Source organism: Brevundimonas sp. P7753 (genome assembly GCF_013386595.1).
Taxonomy (GTDB): Bacteria; Pseudomonadota; Alphaproteobacteria; order Caulobacterales; family Caulobacteraceae; genus Brevundimonas; species Brevundimonas bullata.
The window spans coordinates 58196-80326 of sequence record NZ_JACARP010000033.1 but is presented as its reverse complement, the minus strand read 5'-3'; the positions used below and the strand labels follow the sequence as shown (position 1 = coordinate 80326).

The window sequence follows — 22131 nt, the reverse complement described above, 5'->3', positions numbered from 1 at the left end:
TTTCGCAAAGGGCCGAAGACCGGCATTAAGGGGCATGGCCCGCGAAATCGTCCTCGATACTGAAACCACTGGCTTCGATCCCAAGACGGGCGACCGTCTGATCGAGGTCGGCTGCATCGAGATCTATGACCTGCTGCCGACCGGGCGGACCTTCCACCGCCTGGTCAATCCCGAGCGGCTGATCCCGCCGGACGCGATCCGGGTCCACGGGATTACCGACGAGCACGTCAAGAACGCACCGAAGTTCCACGAGATCGCCGCCGACCTGCTGGAGTTCGTCGGCGACGCGCCTCTGATCGCGCACAACGCCAACTTCGACCGCAACTTCATAGATTTCGAATACAGCCGCATCGGCCAGAAGCCGCCGCCGCAGGAGCGGTGGATCGACACGCTTCAGCTGGCGCAAAAGCGCTTTCCGGGCATGCCCAACTCGTTGGACGCCCTGTGCAAGCGCTTCAAGATCTCGCTGGTCGACCGCACCCTGCACGGCGCCTTGATCGACTCCCGCCTGCTGGCCGAGGTCTATCTGGAGCTGCGCGGCGGCAAGGAACGCGCGCTGGACCTGACCTCGGTTCGCAGCCCGCAAGCCGTGGCGGCGGCGGCGTCGGTCAGCCACGGGGCGCGGCCCAACCCCCTGCCCTTCCGCTCGACCGAGGCCGAACAGGCGGCGCATCTGGCCTTCCTGAAATCGGCGCTGAAGGACTACAGCCTATGGGCCGGCTACGGCGTGACCGTCGAGGTCGAGGCCAAGGACGAGGCGGCGGCCTAAAGCGCGGGGTCCATCAGGATGTAGGTCCCGGGCTTCTCCTGAAAGGCGTCGATCTGGGGGACCAGGCGGCGGAAATGCTCGCTGGCGCAGTGAGCGTCCAGCGCCGCCTGATCGGGCCATGCCTCGATGAAGATGAAGTGGCCGGGCTGGCGCTGATCCGTGAACAGATCATAGGCGACGCATAGCGGCTCCTCGCGCGTCAGGCGCACCAGTTCGCGATAAAGCGGCATGACCGTCTCGACGTGTTCGGGCTTGATGAAGTCCTCGGCGATGACCTTCAGCACGACAACCTCCCCGCATAGAAAAGGGGACGTCCCAAAGGACGCCCCCAAACCTTCCGCTCAAGCAGCGAGGCGCCGCGCGCCTCGCGTCAGCGGCCTCACTTATGAATTATGCTTGGCCGGTTTCGGCCGGGCCGCTGGCGATCTGCTGCTGGCGAGCGACGTAGATGGCGGCGAAGTCGATCGGGTCGACCATGAAGGGCGGGTAGAAGCCGCCGTCCGAGGTGGCCTGGGCGATGATCTGGCGCGCAAACGGGAAGAGGTAGCGCGGGCACTCGATCAGCAGCAGGGGCTCGATGTCCTGAGGCGAGACGCCGCTCAGCGCAAACAGGCCGCCATAGACGAGTTCCACGTGAAACACTGCGGTCTTGTCGTCGCCGGTCGCCTTGACCGACAGCTTCAGGTCGACTTCGAACAGGCCGTCGGGGCGACCCGAGGCGTTCATTTCCACGCCCATGTCGATGGCGGGCTTGCCTTCGATGCGCAGGCTTTCCGGCGCGCGCGGGTTTTCGAAGGACAGGTCGCGGACGTACTGCGCCATGATGCGGAAACCGGGACCGGCGGGCTGGCCTTGCATCGGCTCGGTCTGGCCGTTGGCGGCGGTGTCGGCAGGGGCGTTGGCGTCGGTCATGAAAATATAAGCCGTCAGTCTGAAACGAGGGACGTCGGACCGCTCCGGGCCCGGCATGAGGGGTCCGCGACTACCACGGCGAGGCTATTGGCCGCAACGGCGAGACCGGCGTTCTGAGCCCCCCTTGCCTTGCGCCCGGCGGGATCGCCCCCTAATCCTCACCATAACAGATGTGCGCCCGCAAAATCCCCCTTGGGCGCGCGCCAATCAGGTGAAGCCCGTGCCCGTCCAATTCCAGATCGTCATGTTCGCCATCGTCGCCGCGGTGCTGCTGTTCATGCTCTACAACGTGCTGGGCAAGAAGGTGGGGCGTCAGCCTCAGGAAGACGCCCGCCTGCCCCAGGCCGCGCCTCAGGGCGGTCCGGCTCCGGCTGCCCTGACGCCCGGCGTGGACGCCGCCACGGCCGCCGCGGTAGCGGGTCTGAAGGCCCGCGATCCCGCCTTTGATCCCGCCCGCTTCCTGGAAGGCGCGCGTCAGGCCTATGAGACCATCGTGCGCGGCTACGCCTCGGGCGACCGTGAAGCCCTGCGTCCCCTGCTGACGCCGTCGGTCATGACCTCGTTCGAGGCCGGCATCGCCGCACGCGAAGCGCGCGGCGAGCGTGAACAAGCCGAGTTCCTGCACACGCCCCGCGCCGATCTGGAGCTGGCCACGGTCAAGGACGACCGCGCTGTCGCCAAGGTCCGCTTCCTGGCCGAGATGCGCAGCACCGTGACCCCCGCCGAGGGCGAGGCCACGATCGAGGAGCGCCGCACCGCCGAGCTGTGGACCTTCGAGCGCACCCTCGGCGCCGCCGATCCCAACTGGGCCCTGGCCCGGGTCGAGCCGGCCAGCGCCTGATGCGCGTCCCCGCCGTGGCGTCTGTCTCGCCGTTCGTACGGCCAGGCGTGACCCGGCCGGGCCTGACAAAACTCGGCGTCCTGTCGCTGCTGCTCTTTGCGGCGGCCTGCGCCTCGACCCCTCGGGTGACGTCGCCGGGCCCGACGGGACCCGGACCTGGGCCGGTCTCCCCGCCGACCCCGGTCGAGGGCCTGAGCCTCAGCGCCCTGCCCGGCTGGGCTGAGGAAGACCATCTGGCGGCGTTCCGGGCCTATGTCGCCGGCTGCGCCCCGGCCCGACGCGGCGGGGCCGACGCTGTCTGTCTGCGCGCGCGCGCCCTGTCGTCTTCGCGCCTGTCGCCCAGCGAGGCCCGCGCCTTTCTCGAAGCCAGCTTCGTCGCCACGGAGGCGCGCACCGACGACGGCCGCGCCGGCCTGTTGACCGCCTATTTCGCCCCGGAGTATTCGGCCCGCCGCACTCCCGACGACGAGTTCGACGCCCCGGTGCTCAGCCGTCCGGCCAATCTGTCGGAGGTGGGCGACCGCAGCGCCATTGAGGCCGGATCGGCCCAGTCGACCGCCCTGGCCTGGATGCGGGCCGAGGACCTCTTCTTCCTGCAGATCCAGGGTTCGGGGACGCTGACCTTCCCGGACGGCGCCCGTCTGCGCGCGGCCTACGCCGCCGACAACGGCGCCAAGTTCGTCGGCATCGCCCGCCCCATGGCCGAGCGCGGGCTGCTGCCGACCAATGGAACCTCGGGAGACGCCATTCGCGGTTGGCTCTCGGCCCATCGCGGGGCCGAGGCGCGCGCGGTCATGGCCCTGAACCCGCGCTACATCTTCTTCACCGTCAGTCCCGACGACGGCAATGAGGCCACCGGCGCCGCCGGCGTCCCGCTGCCCGCCCGGCGGTCCGTGGCCGTGGACCCGTCGCGCTGGACCTATGGCGATGCGGTCTGGATCGAGGCCGACGGCGGCAATCTCATCGGCGCCCGCGCCAGCTATCGCGGCCTGGTCATGGCGCTCGACACCGGCTCGGCCATCCGCGGCCCCGTCCGCGCCGACCTCTACATCGGCCGTGGCGATGCGGCGGGTCAGGAAGCGGGGGCGGTGCGCCATCCGCTCAGGATGTGGCGGCTCGTGCCGAGGGGATAAGGCGAGGAGGTCAGAGTCTGATTTCGATCCGTTGCGGACCTCACCGGGTCGGCCAATCGAACCAACCGTCTGGCCCAATGCTGTCCTCTGGCTGCTCCGGCAATCCAAAAGATTCAGCGAGAAGTAGCGATCGCAGTCGACCTTGCGGACCTACTGACCAAGAAAAGTGCCACCCGCCCCAACGACGCTCACCATGCGTCACATCATATCCAGTGGAAGGCCCGTCAGGTTGGGAGTCACCGCGCCCATTCAAGAGGCGAACTGGCCCATCCAGAAAGCGCGGGGCGACCCACATACATGGGTCAGCAAGGGTCGAGTTCAGCTTCCGCTTGCCTTGGGAGGTCAGGATGACTCGCCGCCATGCGGTCCACTGAGGCTGCCATGGCGGATGAGCAGGCGTCGATCTGGCGTATATTTCCCAACCTGAAGGATTCTGCCTGCCAATGACTTCACGGACCGTAGGATCAGTCGCCAATCCTCCCGGCGAGGTGATGAAGTGAAGGGTAGAGATCGGAGTATCCGTGCTCCATACGTTTCCAGTTTCGCCTTTCGCCCAATTCTCCCAAACGTCTTCGAGCAAGGGGTCTTGCGGGTCATCGTTGAGATGTGTTGGAAGCCCAGCGAAGTCTATGTTTCGCCAGGCGGAGCATTGTTTGGCTGTTACTTCTTCGGGCGCGGGATGCCAGGCCGAGAGTATGGCCGCCCCTATCACCAGCACTGAGGCCAGCCTCATCATCTCTGTGCTCCGACAATCGGTAGATCGAAGCGATATTCCCGTCGAAGGTCAATGTCCGCCAACCACCCTTGGCTGACTCCACCCTACCGCCGCTTTAGGCTGCCCAGGACGCCGCGCAGCAGTTCGCGGGTGATGGTTGTGCCGGCGGTGCGCAGGACGGACTTGGTCAGGGCCTCCATCGGCGTCTGTCGGGATGAGGCGCGGGCGCGCGGCGCGGCGCGTTCACGGGTCGGCGCGGGCGCCGAACGCGCAGCCTTTTCGGCGGCCTTGGCCTCGGCGGCGGCGCTGGCGGTTTCGGCCTCGATGCGGTCGGCCTGAGCGCGGCGGGCCTTCAGGACCTCCTCGGCGGACTCGCGGTTGATCGCCGTGTCATAGGTCCCGCGCACCGGGCTGGCGGCCATGACGGCGGCGCGTTCGGCGTCGGTAGCGGGGCCGAGGCGCGAGTCCGGCGGACGGATTTTCGTCTGGGCCACCACGGTCGGGGCCCCCTTCTCATCGAGCGTCGAGACCAGGGCCTCGCCCACCCCCAGCCCCTGAATGGCCTCGGCGGTGTCGAAGGCGGGATTGGTGCGGAAGCTTTGCGCGGCGGCGCGCAGGCCCTTCTGTTCGGCCGGGGTATAGGCGCGCAGGGCGTGCTGCACCCGGTTGCCCAGTTGGGCCAGGACGGTGTCCGGGATGTCGGCCGGGTTCTGGGTGACGAAATAGACCCCGACGCCCTTGGAGCGGATCAGGCGCACCACCTGCTCCACCTTTTCCAGCAGGCCCTTGGGCGCGTCGTTGAACAGCAGGTGGGCCTCGTCGAAGAAGAAGACCAGGCGCGGCTTCTCCGGGTCGCCGATCTCGGGCAGTTGCTCGAACAGCTCCGACAGCAGCCACAGCAGGAAGGCGGCGTACAGGCGCGGGCTGTTCATCAGCCGGGTGGAATCCAGCACATTGACCTGACCCCGCCCGTCCAGCGAGGTGCGCATCATGTCCTCCAGCCGCAGGGCCGGCTCGCCGAAGAAGGCCTTGCCCCCCTGTTGCTCCAGTTGCAGCAGGGCGCGCTGGATGGCGGCGATGGAGGTGGGCGAGACATTGCCGACCTCGCGGCCGATGGTCTGGGCGTTCTCGCCGACATAGGCCAGCAGGGCGCGCAGGTCCTCGAGGTCCAGCAGCAGCAGGCCCTCCTTGTCGGCGACGTGGAAGGCGACGGTCAGGACGCCTTCCTGCACGTCGTTCAGCTCCAGCATCCGGGCCAGCAGGGTCGGGCCGACGTCGGACACGGTGGCGCGGATCGGGTGCCCCTTCTGGCCGTACAGGTCCCAGAAGACGACAGGCGCGGCCTTGCCGGTCAGGCTCAGCCCTATCTGGCCGGCGCGCTCGGCGAACCGGGCCGTATCGCCGGCCTGGCTGATGCCCGACAGGTCGCCCTTCACGTCGGCGCAGAAGACCGGAACGCCGGCGTCGGAAAAGCCCTGGGCCATGATCTGCAGCGTCACCGTCTTGCCCGTGCCGGTGGCGCCCGCCACCACCCCATGTCGGTTGGCGCGTTTGAACAGCAGGTTTTCAGCGGCGCCCTCGAAGGACTGGCCGAGGAAGAGGGCGGCGGGATTGTCGGTCATTCGGGCGGTCTCCGGCTTCCGACGCATGGTTATCTGACACGACGGGGGCTGCAAGGCGGAACCGCGAGGCTTTACAGCGATTGACGCTCTCCCCGCCGCCGCCGACAGTCCCGCTCATGAAACTGCCCATTACGGTTCCGACCTCCTCGGTCGCGCGCAACGCCCTCGTCCTGATCGCCGTCGTGGCGGGCGGGGCGGCGCTCTATTGGCTGCGGGACATCCTGACCCCGCTGGCCATGGCCATCTTCCTGATGATCATGATCGACGGGATGAAGCGGGCCATCGAGCAGCGCACCCCGGTGCCGTCGCGCTTCGCCGGGGCGGCCGCCCTGATCGTGGTGGTGATCGGCTTCCTGCTGTCGATCTGGATCATCGTCGACGGGGCGGCGGGCTTCTTCACCGACGCCTCGGGCGCCTCAGCCGGCATCGGTCCGCGCCTGGACCATATCATCGCCGACGTCAGCGGCCTCGTCGGGGTCAAGGAGCCCCCGACCCTTCAGGATCTGATCGCCGGCATCGACGTGCGCGGCTGGCTGACCCAGGCGGCGATGCAGGCGCAAGGGGTCGCCTCGGGCGCCTTCTTCGTCATGGTCTATCTGGGCTTCCTGCTGGCCTCTCAGGCAGGCTTCAGGAAGAAGATCGTCGCCATGTTCCCCGACCGGGGCGCGCGCAACGAGGCGCTGGAGGTGTTCAACCGCGTGCGCGGCGGGGTCGAGGGCTATCTGTGGGTCCAGGCCGTCACCGGCGTCATGATCTGCGCCGTGGCCTGGGCCATGATGCGGGCGGTGGGACTTCAGAACGCCGAGTTCTGGACCTTTGTCATCTTCATCGTCGGCTTCATTCCCGTGTTGGGCGGGGCCATCGCCGGCTTGGCCCCGCCCCTGTTCGCCCTGGTTCAGTTCGAGAGCTACTGGCCCGCCCTGATCCTCCTGATCGGTTTGCAGACCCTTCTGTTTGTGGTCGGCAATCTGGTTCAGCCGCGGATGCAGGGCGACAATCAGAACATCGACCCCGTGGTGGTCCTGCTGGCCCTGGCCCTGTGGGGCAAGATGTGGGGCGTGCCGGGGATGTTCCTGTCGACGCCGCTGGCGGTCATGGCCATGGCCATCCTGGCCGAGTTCAAGGGCTCTCGCTGGATGGCGGTCCTGCTGTCCGGCGACGGCGAGCCCTATGCCGCGCGCAAGCCTGAAGCGCGAAAGGACGAAGGGGACGGTTGGTTCAAGCGTCTGTGGAGCCGCGGCAAGACGCCGCACGAAAAAGATCGGAATGAAGGCTGATCCTGCCCTTGATCCGCCATATCTGCCGACTATCTGTCCAATCAGACGACGCGGCCTCCCTCCCCCCCTCCGGCCGCGAAGTCCAGAGGACCGGCGCTCCCTCCCCCTCCTGCGCCGGACCCGAGCAGGCCGTCGAGCGTTTACGTTCGACGGCCTTGTTCGTTCTAGCGCCCGATTCAACCGGCGCGGACGTCCGGTTCAGGGCGGAATTGGGGCGGTTGTTGTCGTCAATGTGGCCTTGTTGAGGAGGAAACACTCATCAGTGGGCCTCGGGCGCAACATGGTGCGCTGCACACAGGAATTCAGGGTCTTAGTCGCCTCTCGCGGCCTAGCCAGTTTCGCCAGCCGCGCTAAGGTGCGCCGGTCAAACCCCTGCGGCCTCTGGCCGTGCTGTCCGAGACTTCACCATGTCCGCCGCTTCGCGCACCGTTTCCGCCACGCCAGCCACCCTGGAGGCGCTGGAGGCGGCCTATGCGCGCATTGTCGACGGCCCGCCGGGCGCTGCCGAAAAGTCCTTCCTGGCTCAGGCCTTCGACGACTACGCCGCCGATGAGACCCCCGAACTGGGCGGCGACGACCTGGCGGCCCTGCTGGCCCAGGTGTGGCGTTCGGCCAAGACGCGTCAGGCCGGCGAACCGGCCCGCGTCACCGTCGGCGCCCTGGCCGGGGCCGACGGCGCGCCGACCGGCTATGACAGCGTCCTGATCCTTCAGGACGACGCCCCCTTCCTGGTCGACAGCGTCCTGGGCGAACTGGCCGACGCGGGCGTCACCGTCCGCGCCCTGTTCCACCCGGTGGCCGAGATCGAGGCCGGTCGTCGCGACTCGCTGATCATCGTCGTCGTCGATCCCCTGCCTCAGGAACGTCGCGACGTTCTGGGCGAGGGCCTGGCCATGGCCATGGCCGACGTGCGCGCCGCGGTCGGAGACCACGCCGCCATGGTCCAGGCGATGCGCGACGCCGTCGAGCACCTGGAAACCGCGCCGCCCGCCGCCGTCGATCCCGCCGTGCTGGAAGAAAACATCGCCTTCCTGCGCTGGGCCAAGAGCGATCACTTCGTCTTCCTCGGCGCCCGCGACTACGCCTATCCGCGCAAGGCCGACGGCGGCTATGCGCCGGAAGCGCCGCTGGAAGTCTCGGATCAGGGCCTGGGCGTCCTGGGCGACCCGGAGCGCCGCGTCCTGCGTCGCGCCTCGGAACCGGCCGTCCTGACCGCTGCCATGCAGCGTCAGCTGGACCTCAGCGAGCCGGTGACGGTGGCCAAGGCCAACATCCGCAGCCGCGTCCATCGCCGCGCCTACATGGACTATGTCGGGGTCAAGCGTTACGGCGCGGACGGCAAGGCCTCGGGCGAGACCCGTTTCGTCGGCCTGTTCACCGCCGAGGCCTATGACAAGATGGCCAAGGAGGTGCCGCTGATCCGGCGCAAGGTGGCCAACGCCCTGGAGCGCGCCGGCAAGGCGCCGGGCAGCCACAACTACAAGCGCCTGAAGAACATTCTCGAGAATTATCCGCGCGACGAGCTGTTCCAGATTAGCGAGGACGAGCTGCTGGAAACGGCGCTCGGCATCCTGCACCTGTACGACCGTCCGCGTATCCGTCTGTTCTCGCGCCAGGACCCGTTCGACCGCTTCGTCTCGGTGCTCTGCTTCATCCCGCGTGAACGCTTCGACGCCGGCCTGCGCCAGCGCATCGGCGGCATCCTGGCCAAGGCCTGGGGCGGCCGGGTTTCGGCCTGGTATCCGCAGCTGTCGGACCAGCCGCTGACGCGCGTCCACTACATCATCGGCGTCGAGCCGGGCGCTCACCTCAACCCCGACCTCAAGGCGCTTGAGGCCGAGGTGGCCGAGGCCGGCCGCAGCTGGATCGACCGTTTCGAAACCGCCCTGCGCGCCGCCGACGTCGATGAGGTCGCCGTCGGTCCGACCAGCGCCAAATGGGCCGACAGCTTCGGCGTCTCCTACCGCGACCGCTATGACGCCGCCGAGGCCGTGGCCGATCTGGAGCAGTTCGACCGTCTGAACGACGGCTCGACGGGCGACGGCGTCCATGCCGAGCCGGTGGCCGTCCGCGCCTTCCGCACGGCGGACGAAAGCGCGCTGCAGTTCCGCTTCAAGCTCTATCGTCGCGGCGCGGCCGTGCCCCTGTCCGACGTCCTGCCGATCCTGGCGGACATGGGTCTGAAGACGCTGGAAGAATCGGACCACGTCGTCCGCACGACCGGCGACGCCCCCATCTATATCCACGACTTCCTGCTGGAAGATCCGCGCGGCGAGGCCCTGACCTTTGCCGACATCAAGGCCCCGTTCGAGGCCGCCTTCTCGGCGGTCTGGACCGGCCGCACCGAAAGCGACGGCTTCAACCGTCTGGTGCTGGAGCTGGGCGTCGACTGGCGCGAAGCGGCCCTGATCCGCACCCTGGCCCGTTATCGACAGCAGACCGGGCTGGACCCGTCGCAGGCGGTGCAGGAAGCGGCCCTGCGCGAATATCCGACCGTGGCCCGCGCCATCCTGTCGCTGTTCAAGGCCAAGTTCGACCCGGCCCACGGCGGTTCGGTCGCGGAACGCGAAGCCTTGGTCGCCGAGCTGAACGACAAGATCGTCGCCCTGCTGCAGGACGTGAAGAGTCTGGACCACGACCGGGTGCTGCGCCGCATCGCCCTGCTGATCGGCGCCGTGAAGCGCACCAACTTCTATCAGGTCGACGCTGAGGGCACGCCCAAGGCCCACATCTCGATCAAGATCGCTTCGCGCGAGCTTGAAGACCTGCCCCTGCCCAAGCCTTTCCGCGAGATCTTCGTCTGGGCCCCGCACATCGAGGGCGTCCACCTGCGCTTCGGCCCCGTGGCGCGCGGCGGCCTGCGCTGGTCGGACCGTCGCGACGACTTCCGCACCGAGGTGCTGGGCCTGGTGAAGGCGCAGCAGGTCAAGAACTCGGTCATCGTGCCGGTCGGCTCCAAGGGCGGCTTCTATCCCAAATGCCTGCCGGTCGGCGGCGACCGCGACGCCATCCAGGCCGAGGCCATCCGCGCCTACAAGACCTTCCTGTCCGGTCTGCTGGACATCACCGACAACATCGTCGGCGAGGGCGCGCCCATCCGCCCGGCCAATGTCATGGCCTGGGAAGGCGACGACCCCTATCTGGTCGTGGCCGCTGACAAGGGCACGGCGACCTTCTCCGACATCGCCAACGGCGTGAGCCAGTCCTACGGCTTCTGGCTGGACGACGCCTTCGCCTCGGGCGGTTCGGCCGGGTATGACCACAAGGAGATGGGCATCACCGCGCGCGGCGCCTGGGAGGCCGTCAAGCGCCACTTCCGCGAGATGGGCAAGGACATCCAGTCCGAGCCCTTCACCGTGGTCGGCGTGGGCGACATGTCCGGCGACGTCTTCGGCAACGGCATGCTGCTGTCCAAGGCGACGCAGGTGGTCGCCGCATTCGATCACCGCGACATCTTCATCGACCCGAACCCGGACCCGGCCAAGTCGTGGGAAGAGCGCAAGCGCCTGTTCGAAACCCCGCGCACCAGCTGGCAGGACTATGACAAGAGCCTGATCTCGGAAGGCGGCGGCGTCTTCTCGCGCGCGGCCAAGACCATCACCCTGACACCGCAGATCAAGGCCCTGCTGGACATCGAGGCCGACACCGTCGACCCGACGACCCTGATGCAGGCCATCCTCAAGGCGCGGGCCGAGCTGCTCTACTTCGGCGGCATCGGCACCTACATCAAGGGCGCGGGTGAGACCAACGCCCAGGCCGGCGACAAGGCCAACGACGCCATCCGCATCAACGGCGGCGAGGTTCGGGCCAAGGTCATCGGCGAAGGCGCCAACCTGGGCATGACCCAGCTGGGGCGCATCGAATCGGCGCGCGCGGGCGCTCGCATCAACACCGACGCCATCGACAACTCGGCGGGCGTGGACTCGTCCGACCATGAGGTGAACATCAAGATCCTCACCGGCGGCGCCATCGCTTCGGGCCACCTTAAGGCCGAGGACCGAAACGCCCTGCTGAAGTCGATGACCGACGAGGTCGCCGACAAGGTCCTGGCCCACAACTACGACCAGACCCTGGCCCTGACCCTGCAACAGGCCGAAGGCGCCGACGCCCTGGACGCCCAGCAGGCCTTCATGCAGCACCTGACGGCCCTGGGTAAGCTGAACCGCGCGGTGGAATACCTGCCCGACGACGCCCGCATGGCCGAGATGAAGGCGCAGGGTTCGGCTCTGACCCGTCCCGAACTGGCGGTGCTGACGGCCTATTCCAAGCTGGAGCTGTTCGATGAGATCGTCGGCTCTTCGGCGCCCGACGACGCCTTCTTCGAGCGCCTGCTGGTTCACTACTTCCCGGCCCCGCTGGCCCAGTTCGAAGAGGACATGAAGGGGCACCGCCTGCGTCGCGACATCATCGCCACGGTGCTGTCGAACGAGATCGTCAACATGGCGGGCGCGACCTTCCCCGACCGCCTGCGCGCGGCGGCGGAATGCGACACGGCGGCCATGGTCACGGCCTTTGAGACCGCGCGTCAGGTCTTCCGTCTGGATCAGGCCTGGAACGCCGTTTCGGCGCTGGACCTCAAGATCCCGGCCGAGGCCCAGACGGCGCTGTATCGCGAGATCGCCTTGGTCCTGCGTCGTCAGACCTATTGGCTGGCTCGTCGTGCGGCCCGCACGGAAACCACGGTCGGCGGCATGATCGCCGCCTATCAACCGGCCGCGGACGCCCTGCGCACCGCTGGTCCCGCCGTGCTGTCGCGCTTCGAGCAGCAACGCTTCGAGGGCCGGGTCCAGGCCTTTGTGGATCTCGGCGCACCGGAAGACCTGGCGCGCGACATCGCCCTGCTGCGGCCCATGGTGGCCACGGCGGACATCGGCGATCTGGCCAATGAACTGGGCTGGAGCGCCCCGGCCATGGCCCGCCTCTATCACCAGGTCGGCGCCGCCTTCGACTTCGACCGTCTGCGCGTCGCCGCCGGCTCGGTGTCGTCGAGCGATCACTTCGATCGTCTGGCCGTGCGTCGCCTGATCCAGGACCTGAGCGCCGAGCAGCAGCAGCTGACCCGCGCCGTGGCCCTGGCGTCGGTCGAGGCGGCGGGCGCGGGAGAGGCCAGCGCCGAACAGGCGGTCGACGCCTGGATCGGCGCGCGCATGGGTCAGGTCGAGGCGCTGCGCGCTGCGGTGGACGAGATCGAAGCTTCGGGCGCCGGCTGGACCTTCGCCAAGCTGACCATCGCCAACGGGGCTATCCGGGAGGTTCTGGGAAGCTAAGAAGCTTCCCAAGAGCGCTAACGCGAGCGACGCGGTCGCTCGCTGCTTGAGCGAGTCTAAGGGCGCTACGCTCGCCGCGCGGCGGCTCGCTGCTTGAGCGCCGCCGCGCAACTTGCCTGAATGAGGCCCGCTCGTTTCGTCGTTCGCGATGAGGCGGGCGGGCCTTGGCGTTTGGGGCGGCTTCGGGCTAGGTGGCGGTTCAGAGATCCGCAAGGCAAGAAGATCCCATGCCCAGGAAGTTTCTCGTCGTCGTCGACGACAGCCCCGAGTTCGGCGCGGCCCTGGGCTATGCCGCGCGTCGAGCCAAGTCGACCGGCGGTCGCGTCGTCCTGCTGCGCGCCCTGCCCGGCGGCTCGGACGAGCACTGGTCCGGCGTCCGTGACGAAATCCGTCGCCAGCAGCGCGAAGAGGCCGAGGCTCTGCTGAACCGCATCGGCGAGGAGGCCGCCGAGAAATCCGGCGCGGCCCCCATCTTCCTGATCGAAGAAGGCGATCCCCAAGGCGCCATTCGCAAGGCCGTCGGCGCCGACCCTGACATCAAGATTCTGGTGCTGGCCGCGGGCTCGGGCTCGCGCGGTCCCGGGCCCCTGGTCTCGGCGGTGCTGAAACAGGGCGGCGCCTTCACCGGCCGCAAGCTGCCCGTAACCATCGTCCCCGGCGAACTGACCGACGCAGACATCGAAGACTTGGCATAATCCTGGGGTCGCTATCGCTCGTCTCACGGAGCTTCGCTGCTTGAGTGACGCGACGCCTCTCCCTCCCCTTCATGGGGAGGGTGGCTGACGCGAAGCGTCAGACGGGTGGGGAGGGCTGGGTGATACGGGACGCGGCGCTTGGTCGATCCGCCCCCACCCGGTTTCGGCCTGTGGCCTCAACCACCCTCCCCGAACGGGGAGGGAGAAGGGTTGCGAACTTGTCCGTTGAGGTCCATCTCCCGCCCATGTTCATCCAGACCGAACCCACGCCGAACCCCAATGTCCTGAAATTCCTGCCGGGCCGCGATGTGGCCCCGGAAGGCGTGCTGGAATATCGCTCCATCGATGAAGCCACGGCCTCGCCGCTGGCCGAGGCCCTGTTCGAGCTGGAGGGCGTCGAGGGCGTCTTCTTCGGCGCCGACTATGTTTCGGTGACGCGGGCCGCCGAGGGGCTGGACTGGAGCCAGATGAAGGCCCCCATTCTGGCGGTCATCATGGATCATTTCGTCTCGGGCGCGCCGCTGACGCGCGGGGTCGAGGCGGTCGTGGACGACGGCGTTGAAGACAGCGAAATCGTCGCCGAGATCAAAGGTCTGCTGGACAGCCGCATCCGCCCGGCCGTGGCTCAGGACGGCGGCGACATCCTGTTCGACCATTTCGACCTTGAAACCGGAATCCTGCGCCTGCGGATGCGCGGCGCCTGCTCTGGCTGCCCTTCCTCCTCCGCGACGCTGAAGGCGGGCGTGGAACAGATGATGCGTCACTACATCCCCGAAGTGACCAGCGTTGAGCAGGTGATTTAAGGGCGGCATCCTTAGAGCGCTATCGCTCGCCGCGCGGCGGCTCGCTGTATTGAGCGCGGGTGGGCGTGCGCGAAGCGGCAGGCCGCGTCGGGTCGAGAAGGCGGAGCCTTCTGACTGCGGCCCACAAAGAATGCTCGCGTCGGGTCGAGAAGGCGGAGCCTTCTGACCGCGGCCCACAAGAATGCTCGCGTCGGGTCGGGAGATCCCGAAGGGTCGACGACCGCGGCCCACAAAAAATGATGTTTCACATGAAACACTATCGTCCGAACGGGCCGTGGGGCATGATCGCCGCATGGCCCGTTTCACATCCGATGATGACGCCGGGGCCGAGGGCCGCGCTCTCGGCGAGGCCCTGTCCGCCCTGCGCCGCGAGCGGGGACTGAGCCAGGCCGAAGCCGGTCAGAGGATCGGCATGACCAGCCAGGGCTGGGGCCTGTATGAGGCGGGCAAACGCCCCGGCCTGTTCCGCCCCGACGTGCAGCGCCGCCTGACCGGCGCCCTGGACGCCACGCCCGAGGATCTGGCCCTCGTGCTGGGCGCAGCCGCTAGTCCATCCCCCTCGCCCGACCCAGGCGCCAAAGCCCTGTCTGCCGGGGTGCAGGCGCGTGGTCGCGCCTATGATCCGGCCCCGGCGAGCGAACGTCGGCGTCTGCGTCTGTCGACGGACGAATTGGCCCCTTGGGCGGCGGCGGGGACGGTGCTGGAATACGCGCCGGGCCGTTGGCCGCGTCGCGATCAGGGCTGCGTCGTCGAGATGGCGGACGGGAGCCTGCGGGTGCGGCTCTATGTGCGCTCGGATGAAGCGGAACTGATCGTGCGCGGCGCCGGAGCTCTGCTGACGCTGGAGCGGATCGCGCGGGGCCAGGCCCGCTCCGTCTCTGCCGTGGTGGCGCGCCTGGATGAGTGATGAAACGAAACAGTTGTGTTTCATCGTCTGATATGAAACCTTGGCGTCGTACTCGCCAGGGAGACGCCGCTCATGACCCGCCGCACTCAGGATATCGACGCCGTCGTCGGATTGCGGATGGCGGCGCGTCGTTCGGCGCTGGGCCTGTCGCAGACCGCCCTCGCCGCGCAACTGGGCGTCAGCTTTCAGCAGGTTCAGAAATACGAAAAGGGCGCCAACCGCGTCTCGGCCTCGCGCCTGCACCAGGTGGCGACGGCCCTCGGCTGTTCGGTGGCCGACTTCTTTCCATCGCGGACCGATCAGGACGATGCGGTCGTCGGCCTGCACGCCCTGACCGCGACCGCGGACGGTCGCGCCCTGGCCGAGGCCTTTCCCCGGATCGTCGACCCGGCGCTGCGTCGTGCAGTGAGCCAGGTGGTCGCGGCGCTGGCGTCGGCCTGACCGCCCCGATAGGAAGACCACGATGAGAGTTCTGATCGTGGATACGGCGCTGGGCGCCTGTACGGCCGGCGTGGTCGAGGACGGGCGCGTGATCGGCCTGCGCTCCGAACTGATGACCAAGGGCCATCAGGAACGGCTGGCCGGTATGGCCCGCGACGCCGTGGCGGACGCCGGCGGCGGCTTTGACGCGCTGGACCGTATCGGCGTCACCGTGGGACCGGGCTCCTTCACCGGCCTGCGCGTCGGTATGGCCTTTGCACAGGGACTGGGCGCGGCGTTGGATCGCCCGGTCGTCGGCGTCTCCACGCTCGACGCTCTGGCGGCTTCCATTGAACCCGCCGGTCTGGTCGCCGCCGTGATCGACGCCCGCCGGGGTCAGGTCTATGCCCGGCTGTTCCGCGACGGCGTCGCGCTGGGCGAGGCTGAGGCCTTGTCGCTGGAAACGGCGACGGATCGCATCCTGGCGGCGGCGGCAGGCGCCGTCCCGACCCTCGTCGGCTCGGGCGCCTTGCTGCTGAGCGAGACCTTCCTCGATCAGTTCTCCGACGTGGTCCTGAAGCCGCTGCCCGCGCCGACGCCCGAAGCCCTGGCCCGCATGACCGCAGCGGCTGATCCGGCGACCGCCCTGCCCCGCCCGCTTTATCTGCGCGCGCCCGACGCCACCCCGCCCAGCCGTCTGCCGGGCCAGCCGCGCCCGCCGCTCGCCTCGTGACCGAGGCCCTCGCCGCGATCCACGCCGAGGCGTTCGAGACGCCGTGGGACGCGGCTTCGCTGTCGGCCCTGCTCGCTTCGCCCGGCGTTTTCGTCGTGGCCGAGGCCGACGGCTTCATCCTGATCCGGGTCGTGGCCGACGAGGCGGAGATCCTGACCCTGGCCGTGCGTCCGTCCGCCCGGCGCGGCGGGCTCGGCGCCCGTCTGGTCGAAGCCGCCGTGGTCCGCGCCGCCGCGCTCGGGGCCGAGCGCATGTTCCTGGAAGTGGCCGAAGACAATGTCGCCGCCCGCGCCCTCTACGCCCGCGCGGGCTTTCATGAGGCCGGGCGTCGGCGCGGATATTATGCGCGTGCGGACGGCCGCCGGGAGGACGCCCTGGTCCTGGCTCTGAACTTTCCTCGACCGCTTCCATAAGTCAGCGGCTCAGCCTATCTTCCGGCGCATGGAACGGATCGAGAAACTTTGCGCCGACCGCGGCATGCGTATGACCGAGCAGCGGCGCGTGATCGCCCGCGTTCTGTCTCAGGCTGAGGATCACCCTGACGTCGAGGAGCTGTATCGCCGCGCCTCGGCCATCGACCCGCACATTTCGATCGCCACCGTCTATCGCACCGTGCGCCTGTTCGAAGAGGCGGGCGTGGTCGAGAAGCATGACTTCGGCGACGGTCGCAGCCGCTACGAAGAGGCCGGCGACGACCACCACGACCACCTGATCGACACCAAGACCGGCGAGGTCATCGAATTCTTCGACGCCGAGATCGAGCGCCTGAAGACCGAGATCGCCAAGCGCCTGGGCTTCGAACTGGTCGGCCACAAGCTGGAGCTCTACGGCCACGCCATTCCCGGCGCCGAGCCCATCGAGCGCGAAGGCCTGATCTACAAACGCCACGCCGCGCGCGTGGAGCCGACCGAGGGCTGATCCCGCGCAGCGGTTCGCCTTGCCGTCGTCGGCTTCGGCGATCATAAGCCGCGCATGACCGATACGCTCGAAAAGCCCATCGAAAAGGCGGAAGGCGCAGTCCCGGACCAAGGTCTGGCGGCGGCGCCCAGACGCCTGTTCATCAAGACCTACGGTTGTCAGATGAACGTCTATGACTCAGAGCGCATGGCCGACGTCCTGCGCCCGCTGGGTTATGCGACCACGGACGCGCCCGAAGGCGCCGACTTCGTCATCCTCAACACCTGCCACATCCGCGAACGCGCCGCCGAGAAGGTCTATTCCGAGCTCGGCAAGCTGAAGCAGATGCGCGAGCGCAAGGTCGCGCGCGGCGACGGCGGCATGACCATCGCGGTCGCCGGCTGCGTCGCCCAGGCCGAGGGCGAGGAGATCATGAAGCGCCAGCCGGCGGTCGATCTGGTGGTAGGACCCCAGGCCTATCACCAGCTGCCGGAACTGCTGACCCGCACGGCGCGGGCGCGCGGTGAGCGCATCGGCGCCGACTTCGCCCCGCATGAAAAGTTCGACGCTCTGCCGGCTACACGCGGCGGCGAAGGCCCGACCGCCTTTCTGACGGTGCAGGAGGGCTGCGACAAGTTCTGCACCTTCTGCGTTGTCCCCTATACGCGCGGCGCCGAGTGGTCGCGCCCGGCGACGGCGGTCCTGGCCGAGGCCCGCGCCCTGGCCGACCGGGGCGTGCGCGAAGTCACCCTTCTGGGCCAGAACGTCAACGCCTACGACGGCGAAGGCCCGGACGGAAAGCCCTTCACCCTGGCGAAACTGGCCTACGCCCTGGCCGAAATTCCCGGTCTGGATCGCATCCGCTATACGACCAGTCACGCCAACGACATGAGCGACGACCTGATCGCGGCCCACGCCGATCTGGACGCTCTGATGCCCTATCTGCACCTGCCGGTTCAGGCCGGGTCCGACCGGGTATTGCGACTGATGAACCGCAAGCACGGGCGTCAGAAATACATCGACCTGATCACCCGCATCCGCGAGGCGCGGCCCGACATGGCCATCGCCGGCGACTTCATCGTCGGCTTCCCCGGCGAGACGGATCGGGACTTCGAAGACACCCTCGATCTAGTGCGTCAGGTCACCTATGCGGGGGCCTTCAGCTTCGTCTATTCGCCGCGCCCCGGCACCCCCGCCGCGACCATGGCGGGCCAGGTCGAGGAGGCTGTGGCGCTGGAACGGCTGCACCGACTTCAGGCCCTGCTGTTCGAGCAGCAGACCGCCTTCAATGTCGCCCAGACGGGCAAGACCCTTAACGTCCTGTTCGAAAAGAAGGGCCGGTATGACCGTCAGGCCATCGGCCGCTCGCCCTATCTCCAGGCGGTTCACGTCGAGGCTGCGGATCATCTTCTGGGCCAGATCGTTCCGGTCGAGATCGTCAGCGGCGCCCAGAACAGTTTGAACGGGCGCCTCGTCGATCAAGGCACTATCTAACTCGACACGCCTCCGACGAGGCCGATTATTGGCACTGTGTCCCTCAAGCAGTCTCGCCCCGCGGGCGAGACGATAGGGACCCTAAAAAGGAAACCTATGGCCCGAGAGTCCGAGTTCCTGTCCCTGAGCGATCAAGCCTTGCGGGCCGTGATCGGCCCCAACAGCCGCCACGTCGCTTTGATCGAAGACGCCTTCAAGGTGCTGGTCGAGGCGCCGGGCGGCGGCGTATCGATCAACGGCTCGGCGCGGGACCGAGCCCAGGCCAAGCGTGTGGTCGTGATTCTGGCGACGCGGGCCGATACGGGCGCCGAGATCACCGAGGCCGACGTGCGCATGGCCCTGGGCGCCGCCGTGGCGCAGCCGCGCGCCGATCAGGGCCGGGTCGTGCCCGACGCCGTCGCCCTGCCGGTCGGTCGGCGCGGCGCCATCGCGCCGAAGACGGCGGCCCAGGCCCGCTATCTGGACCTGCTCAGCCGTTGCGAACTGACCTTCGGCGTCGGCCCGGCGGGCACGGGCAAGACCTTCCTGGCGGCGGCCTACGGCGCCTCTCTGCTGCGGCGCGGACAGGTGGACCGACTGGTCATTACCCGCCCGGCGGTCGAGGCGGGCGAGAAGCTGGGCTTCCTGCCGGGCGATCTGAACGAAAAGGTCGATCCCTATCTGGCCCCGATCTGGGAGGCCCTGAACGACATTCTCGGCGTCGAGGACGTGCGTCGTCGCCGCGAGAAGGGCGAGATCGAAGCCGCCCCCATCGCCTTCATGCGCGGCCGCACCCTGAGCCATGCCTTCATCATCGTCGATGAGGCGCAGAACACGTCGCGCCTGCAGATGAAGATGGTGCTGACCCGCCTCGGCGAAGGCGCCCGCATGGTGGTGACGGGCGATCCGTCGCAGATCGACCTGCTGAACCCGCGCGATTCCGGTCTGCGCCACGCTCTGCGCATCCTCGAGGACGTGAAGGGAGTAGGCGTTCAGGCCTTCAAGGCCGAGGACGTGGTGCGTCACGCCATGGTCGAGCGTATCGTGCGCGCCTATGACGCCGATGCGGCGCGGGGGCGGCCCGCCGCCGATCTTGAGGACGACGAAGACTGATGATCGAGATCGAGGTCGAGGACGCGGCCTGGACGGCTGCGCTGCCTGACGTGGACGCTGTGGTGTTGCGCGCGGCGACGGCGGCGCTGGGCGCGGTCGAGGGCGACGTGGTCGTGCTGCTGACCGACGACGCCGGGGTTCAGGATCTGAACGCCCGCTTCCGTGACAAGGACCGGCCGACCAATGTCCTCTCCTTCCCGGCCGCCGAGAGCGCCTTTCCGCATCTGGGCGACGTGGTGCTGGGCTTCGCCTACTGCGCCGCCGAGGCCGAGACCCAAGGCAAGACCCTCTCCGATCATCTGAGCCATCTGGTCGTCCACGGCGTGCTGCACCTGCTGGGCCGCGACCACGAAGACGACGCCGAGGCCGAGGAGATGGAGGCCGAGGAGCGCGAGATCCTGGCCGCGCTCGGCGTCGCCGATCCCTATGCCGTCGAACACGAGGCTGATGCATGAACGACCGTTTGTCGGCGCAGGGCCTAGGCGCCTTGTGGGGGGGCGTGCTGACGAACCGCTGGGGCCGGATCGCCCTGGCTCTTCTGGCCGGCGCCGCCGCCGCTCTGACGCACCCGCCGTTCGGGGTCCTGCCCGGTTTGCTGGGCTATCCGCTGCTGATGTTGCTGACCGAGCGGTCGCGCACGGTGAAGGGCGGCTTCTGGATGGGGTGGCTGGCCGGCTTCGCCTATTTCTTCATCGGCTGCTGGTGGGTGGCCGAGGCCTTCCTGGTCAACAAGGATCAGGCCTGGATGGCGCCTTTCGCCGCCAGCCTGCTGCCCATGGGGCTGGGCTTGTTCTTCGGCGCGGCCACGGCGCTTTATCGTCGTTTCGCGCCGCGCGAAGCCGTGCGGCGAGTGTTGCTGTTCGCCGCTCTGTTCGCCCTGCTGGAGTGGCTGCGCGGCCATATGCTGACGGGCTTTCCGTGGAATCCGACCGGCGCCAGCTGGCTGGCCGGCTCGGCCATGTCGCAGTTCGCCTCGGTGGCGGGCGTCTATGGCCTGGGGCTGGTGACCCTGGCCGCCGTATCGGCCTTGGGTCTTGTGGCGAGCGGCGGACCCCGTCGTCCGCGCCTGATCGCGGCGGGTCTGGGCGTCGCCGTCCTGGCGGGCCTGTTCGCTTTCGGAACTCTGCGCCTGACCTCGGCCAAGCCGGTCGACGGCCCGACCCTGGTGCGTCTGGTCCAGGCCGACATCCCTCAGGAATCCAAATGGAGCCCGGAGGCCTATCAGGCCATCGTTGACCGCTACGTCGCCCTGACGGCCCAGCCGGGGGCAGCCCTGCCCGACGTGGTGGTCTGGCCCGAGGGCGCCCTGCCCGCCACCGCCAACGACGTGTTCAACTCGTCCGACGCCCAGGCCATCGCCGGCGCCTTGCAGACCGGCCAGACCCTGTTGATGGGCATCAGCCGCGGCGAGGCCGACGCGACCGCCGAGGGCGGGGCCCGCTACTACAACAGCCTGTTCGCCCTGCATGATGAGGGGGCGGCGGGCCTGCGGATCGGGGCCATCTACGACAAGCACCGTCTGGTGCCGTTCGGCGAATATCTGCCGATGGGACAACTGATGAGCCAGATCGGCGTGCGTAGCCTGGTCCACGTCCCGTCCGACTTCAGCGCCGGACCCAAGCCCGCACCGATCAGCCTGGTCAATGCGCCGAACGTCCAGCCGCTCATCTGCTACGAAAGCCTCTATCCGGGCTTCACCCCGGCCAGCGGCGCGGCGCGCCCGGCCTGGATCGTCAATGTCTCCAACGACGCCTGGTTCGGGGCGACCTCGGGTCCGCGTCAGCACCTGAACCTGGCCAGCTATCGCGCCATCGAGACGGGTCTGCCCATCGCCCGCGCCACCCCCACGGGCGTCTCGGCCATGATCGACCCCTGGGGCCGCGTCGTGGACGGCAAGCGGCTGGACCCGGGCCATGCCGGGGTCATCGACGTGCGCCTGCCCGAACCGGCGGCGCCGACCCTCTATGGCCGTTGGGGCGACGGCCTGTTCGGACTGCTGCTGGTTGTGATGCTGGCGGGTGGTCTAGGTTGGGGACGGCGCAAGGCGCCGGCATGACCAAGATGGACGACGAGGAACGCGAAGACCTCAAGCGAACCCGTCACATCGACGAGCCCTTGGGTGCGCGCCTGCGCGCCCTGAGAGAGGATCGCGGTCTTACGCAGGCCCAGATGGGTCATGAGCTGGGGATTTCCGCCAATCAGTGGGGGCGGCACGAAAGCGGCAAGAATCGTGTCCCGGCGGCGCGGCTTTGGCAGTTCTGTAAAGCGATGAACGTCGATGTGGCCGCCATCTACGAGGGGCTGCCCTTCCAGATTCTGCGGGACGGCGAATACAGCGTCGCGGGAATGGGAGAGAGGGAATGGGCCCCGGGCCTGGCCGGGCATCCGGCGGAGGCGGCGCCTCAACCCCTGGTGCAACGGATCGGCGCCGTCGTGCGGCAACTGCCGGAAGCGCGTCAGCGCACGGCGCTCGCGATTGTTCGAGCGTTGAAGGGCGAAGAAGAGGGCTGAGCGGGCTCTAGCGGGGCGCCTACACGCCCAACACGCGAATTGT

Annotated in this window: 20 protein-coding genes; 17 read left to right on the top strand and 3 right to left on the bottom strand. The window is 68.3% G+C overall.

Annotation, left to right across the window (positions count from 1 at the left end):
* Positions 1-34: 34 nt before the first annotated feature.
* Entirely contained in the window at positions 35-769 is a 735-nt protein-coding gene (dnaQ, locus tag HX774_RS07985) for a DNA polymerase III subunit epsilon (RefSeq protein WP_178825775.1), read from the top strand.
* On the opposite strand, the gene HX774_RS07980 is transcribed toward dnaQ, so the two are convergent.
* Entirely contained in the window at positions 766-1053 is a 288-nt protein-coding gene (locus HX774_RS07980; protein ID WP_178825773.1) for a putative quinol monooxygenase, read from the bottom strand. The genes dnaQ and HX774_RS07980 overlap by 4 nt on opposite strands.
* 106 nt (positions 1054-1159) lie before the next feature.
* Positions 1160-1681 carry a protein-export chaperone SecB gene (gene secB, locus HX774_RS07975; protein ID WP_114818242.1) on the bottom strand — a complete coding sequence of 174 codons (522 nt, stop codon included), beginning with the start codon at positions 1679-1681 and terminating at the stop codon, positions 1160-1162.
* Positions 1682-1901: 220 nt separating this feature from the next.
* On the opposite strand from secB, the gene timA reads away from it, so the two are divergent.
* Together timA and HX774_RS07965 are read left to right on the top strand one after the other, a co-directional pair.
* A complete protein-coding gene (gene timA / locus HX774_RS07970) occupies positions 1902-2522 on the top strand; it encodes a TIM44-related membrane protein TimA (RefSeq protein WP_370523378.1) in 621 nt (206 codons plus the stop codon).
* Complete coding sequence (locus HX774_RS07965) at positions 2522-3655, top strand: MltA domain-containing protein (protein WP_178825771.1); 1134 nt, start codon at positions 2522-2524, stop codon at positions 3653-3655. The genes timA and HX774_RS07965 overlap by 1 nt, the downstream gene beginning before the upstream one ends.
* 819 nt (positions 3656-4474) lie before the next feature.
* Here HX774_RS07965 and HX774_RS07960 read toward each other — a convergent pair.
* Entirely contained in the window at positions 4475-5992 is a 1518-nt protein-coding gene (locus tag HX774_RS07960; RefSeq protein WP_178825768.1) for a helicase HerA-like domain-containing protein, read from the bottom strand.
* Positions 5993-6108: 116 nt separating this feature from the next.
* Here HX774_RS07960 and HX774_RS07955 point away from each other — a divergent pair, with 116 nt between their 5' ends.
* The 14 genes from HX774_RS07955 (at position 6109) to HX774_RS07890 (ending at position 22088) form a co-directional block, all read left to right on the top strand.
* Positions 6109-7269 carry an AI-2E family transporter gene (locus HX774_RS07955; RefSeq protein WP_114817054.1) on the top strand — a complete coding sequence of 387 codons (1161 nt, stop codon included), beginning with the start codon at positions 6109-6111 and terminating at the stop codon, positions 7267-7269.
* A 407-nt stretch (positions 7270-7676) separates the two neighbouring features.
* Positions 7677-12536: an NAD-glutamate dehydrogenase gene (locus HX774_RS07950; RefSeq protein WP_178825766.1), complete on the top strand. Its 4860-nt coding sequence runs from the start codon at positions 7677-7679 to the stop codon at positions 12534-12536.
* A 227-nt stretch (positions 12537-12763) separates the two neighbouring features.
* On the top strand, positions 12764-13231 hold the full coding sequence (locus HX774_RS07945) for a universal stress protein (protein WP_178825764.1): 468 nt from the start codon (positions 12764-12766) through the stop codon (positions 13229-13231).
* 245 nt (positions 13232-13476) lie between these two features.
* Positions 13477-14034 (top strand): NifU family protein, encoded by a 558-nt coding sequence (locus HX774_RS07940; RefSeq protein ID WP_114817057.1) that lies wholly within the window; start codon positions 13477-13479, stop codon positions 14032-14034.
* Positions 14035-14326: 292 nt separating this feature from the next.
* Positions 14327-14941, top strand: a complete 615-nt coding sequence (locus tag HX774_RS07935) for a helix-turn-helix transcriptional regulator (protein ID WP_178825762.1) — start codon at positions 14327-14329, stop codon at positions 14939-14941.
* A gap of 72 nt (positions 14942-15013) precedes the next feature.
* Positions 15014-15382, top strand: coding sequence for a helix-turn-helix domain-containing protein (locus tag HX774_RS07930; RefSeq protein ID WP_178825760.1), 369 nt, complete (start codon positions 15014-15016; stop codon positions 15380-15382).
* A gap of 22 nt (positions 15383-15404) precedes the next feature.
* The gene (tsaB, locus tag HX774_RS07925) at positions 15405-16094 is read left to right on the top strand and encodes a tRNA (adenosine(37)-N6)-threonylcarbamoyltransferase complex dimerization subunit type 1 TsaB (RefSeq protein ID WP_178825758.1); all 690 of its coding nucleotides are present in this window, start codon (positions 15405-15407) and stop codon (positions 16092-16094) included.
* The gene (rimI, locus tag HX774_RS07920) at positions 16091-16507 is read left to right on the top strand and encodes a ribosomal protein S18-alanine N-acetyltransferase (protein WP_178825756.1); all 417 of its coding nucleotides are present in this window, start codon (positions 16091-16093) and stop codon (positions 16505-16507) included. The genes tsaB and rimI overlap by 4 nt, the downstream gene beginning before the upstream one ends.
* Before the next feature lie 28 nt (positions 16508-16535).
* Positions 16536-17012: a Fur family transcriptional regulator gene (locus tag HX774_RS07915; RefSeq protein ID WP_178825754.1), complete on the top strand. Its 477-nt coding sequence runs from the start codon at positions 16536-16538 to the stop codon at positions 17010-17012.
* A 54-nt stretch (positions 17013-17066) separates the two neighbouring features.
* Entirely contained in the window at positions 17067-18485 is a 1419-nt protein-coding gene (gene miaB, locus HX774_RS07910) for a tRNA (N6-isopentenyl adenosine(37)-C2)-methylthiotransferase MiaB (protein WP_178825752.1), read from the top strand.
* 96 nt (positions 18486-18581) lie between these two features.
* Positions 18582-19577, top strand: a complete 996-nt coding sequence (locus tag HX774_RS07905; protein ID WP_178825750.1) for a PhoH family protein — start codon at positions 18582-18584, stop codon at positions 19575-19577.
* The gene (gene ybeY, locus HX774_RS07900; RefSeq protein WP_178825748.1) at positions 19577-20032 is read left to right on the top strand and encodes an rRNA maturation RNase YbeY; all 456 of its coding nucleotides are present in this window, start codon (positions 19577-19579) and stop codon (positions 20030-20032) included. The genes HX774_RS07905 and ybeY overlap by 1 nt, the downstream gene beginning before the upstream one ends.
* Positions 20029-21633: an apolipoprotein N-acyltransferase gene (gene lnt, locus HX774_RS07895; RefSeq protein ID WP_178825746.1), complete on the top strand. Its 1605-nt coding sequence runs from the start codon at positions 20029-20031 to the stop codon at positions 21631-21633. The genes ybeY and lnt overlap by 4 nt, the downstream gene beginning before the upstream one ends.
* Positions 21630-22088 carry a helix-turn-helix domain-containing protein gene (locus tag HX774_RS07890; RefSeq protein ID WP_178825743.1) on the top strand — a complete coding sequence of 153 codons (459 nt, stop codon included), beginning with the start codon at positions 21630-21632 and terminating at the stop codon, positions 22086-22088. The genes lnt and HX774_RS07890 overlap by 4 nt, the downstream gene beginning before the upstream one ends.
* Positions 22089-22131: the final 43 nt, after the last annotated feature.

Coding starts and splice junctions, on each gene's coding strand:
- dnaQ (WP_178825775.1), top strand. CDS start 35: ATGGCCCGCGAAATCGTCCTCGATACTGAAACCACTGGCTTCGATCCC.
- secB (WP_114818242.1), bottom strand. CDS start 1,681: ATGACCGACGCCAACGCCCCTGCCGACACCGCCGCCAACGGCCAGACC.
- HX774_RS07965 (WP_178825771.1), top strand. CDS start 2,522: ATGCGCGTCCCCGCCGTGGCGTCTGTCTCGCCGTTCGTACGGCCAGGC.
- HX774_RS07960 (WP_178825768.1), bottom strand. CDS start 5,992: ATGACCGACAATCCCGCCGCCCTCTTCCTCGGCCAGTCCTTCGAGGGC.
- HX774_RS07955 (WP_114817054.1), top strand. CDS start 6,109: ATGAAACTGCCCATTACGGTTCCGACCTCCTCGGTCGCGCGCAACGCC.
- HX774_RS07950 (WP_178825766.1), top strand. CDS start 7,677: ATGTCCGCCGCTTCGCGCACCGTTTCCGCCACGCCAGCCACCCTGGAG.
- HX774_RS07945 (WP_178825764.1), top strand. CDS start 12,764: ATGCCCAGGAAGTTTCTCGTCGTCGTCGACGACAGCCCCGAGTTCGGC.
- HX774_RS07940 (WP_114817057.1), top strand. CDS start 13,477: ATGTTCATCCAGACCGAACCCACGCCGAACCCCAATGTCCTGAAATTC.
- HX774_RS07935 (WP_178825762.1), top strand. CDS start 14,327: ATGGCCCGTTTCACATCCGATGATGACGCCGGGGCCGAGGGCCGCGCT.
- HX774_RS07930 (WP_178825760.1), top strand. CDS start 15,014: ATGACCCGCCGCACTCAGGATATCGACGCCGTCGTCGGATTGCGGATG.
- tsaB (WP_178825758.1), top strand. CDS start 15,405: ATGAGAGTTCTGATCGTGGATACGGCGCTGGGCGCCTGTACGGCCGGC.
- HX774_RS07915 (WP_178825754.1), top strand. CDS start 16,536: ATGGAACGGATCGAGAAACTTTGCGCCGACCGCGGCATGCGTATGACC.
- miaB (WP_178825752.1), top strand. CDS start 17,067: ATGACCGATACGCTCGAAAAGCCCATCGAAAAGGCGGAAGGCGCAGTC.
- HX774_RS07905 (WP_178825750.1), top strand. CDS start 18,582: ATGGCCCGAGAGTCCGAGTTCCTGTCCCTGAGCGATCAAGCCTTGCGG.
- ybeY (WP_178825748.1), top strand. CDS start 19,577: ATGATCGAGATCGAGGTCGAGGACGCGGCCTGGACGGCTGCGCTGCCT.
- lnt (WP_178825746.1), top strand. CDS start 20,029: ATGAACGACCGTTTGTCGGCGCAGGGCCTAGGCGCCTTGTGGGGGGGC.
- HX774_RS07890 (WP_178825743.1), top strand. CDS start 21,630: ATGACCAAGATGGACGACGAGGAACGCGAAGACCTCAAGCGAACCCGT.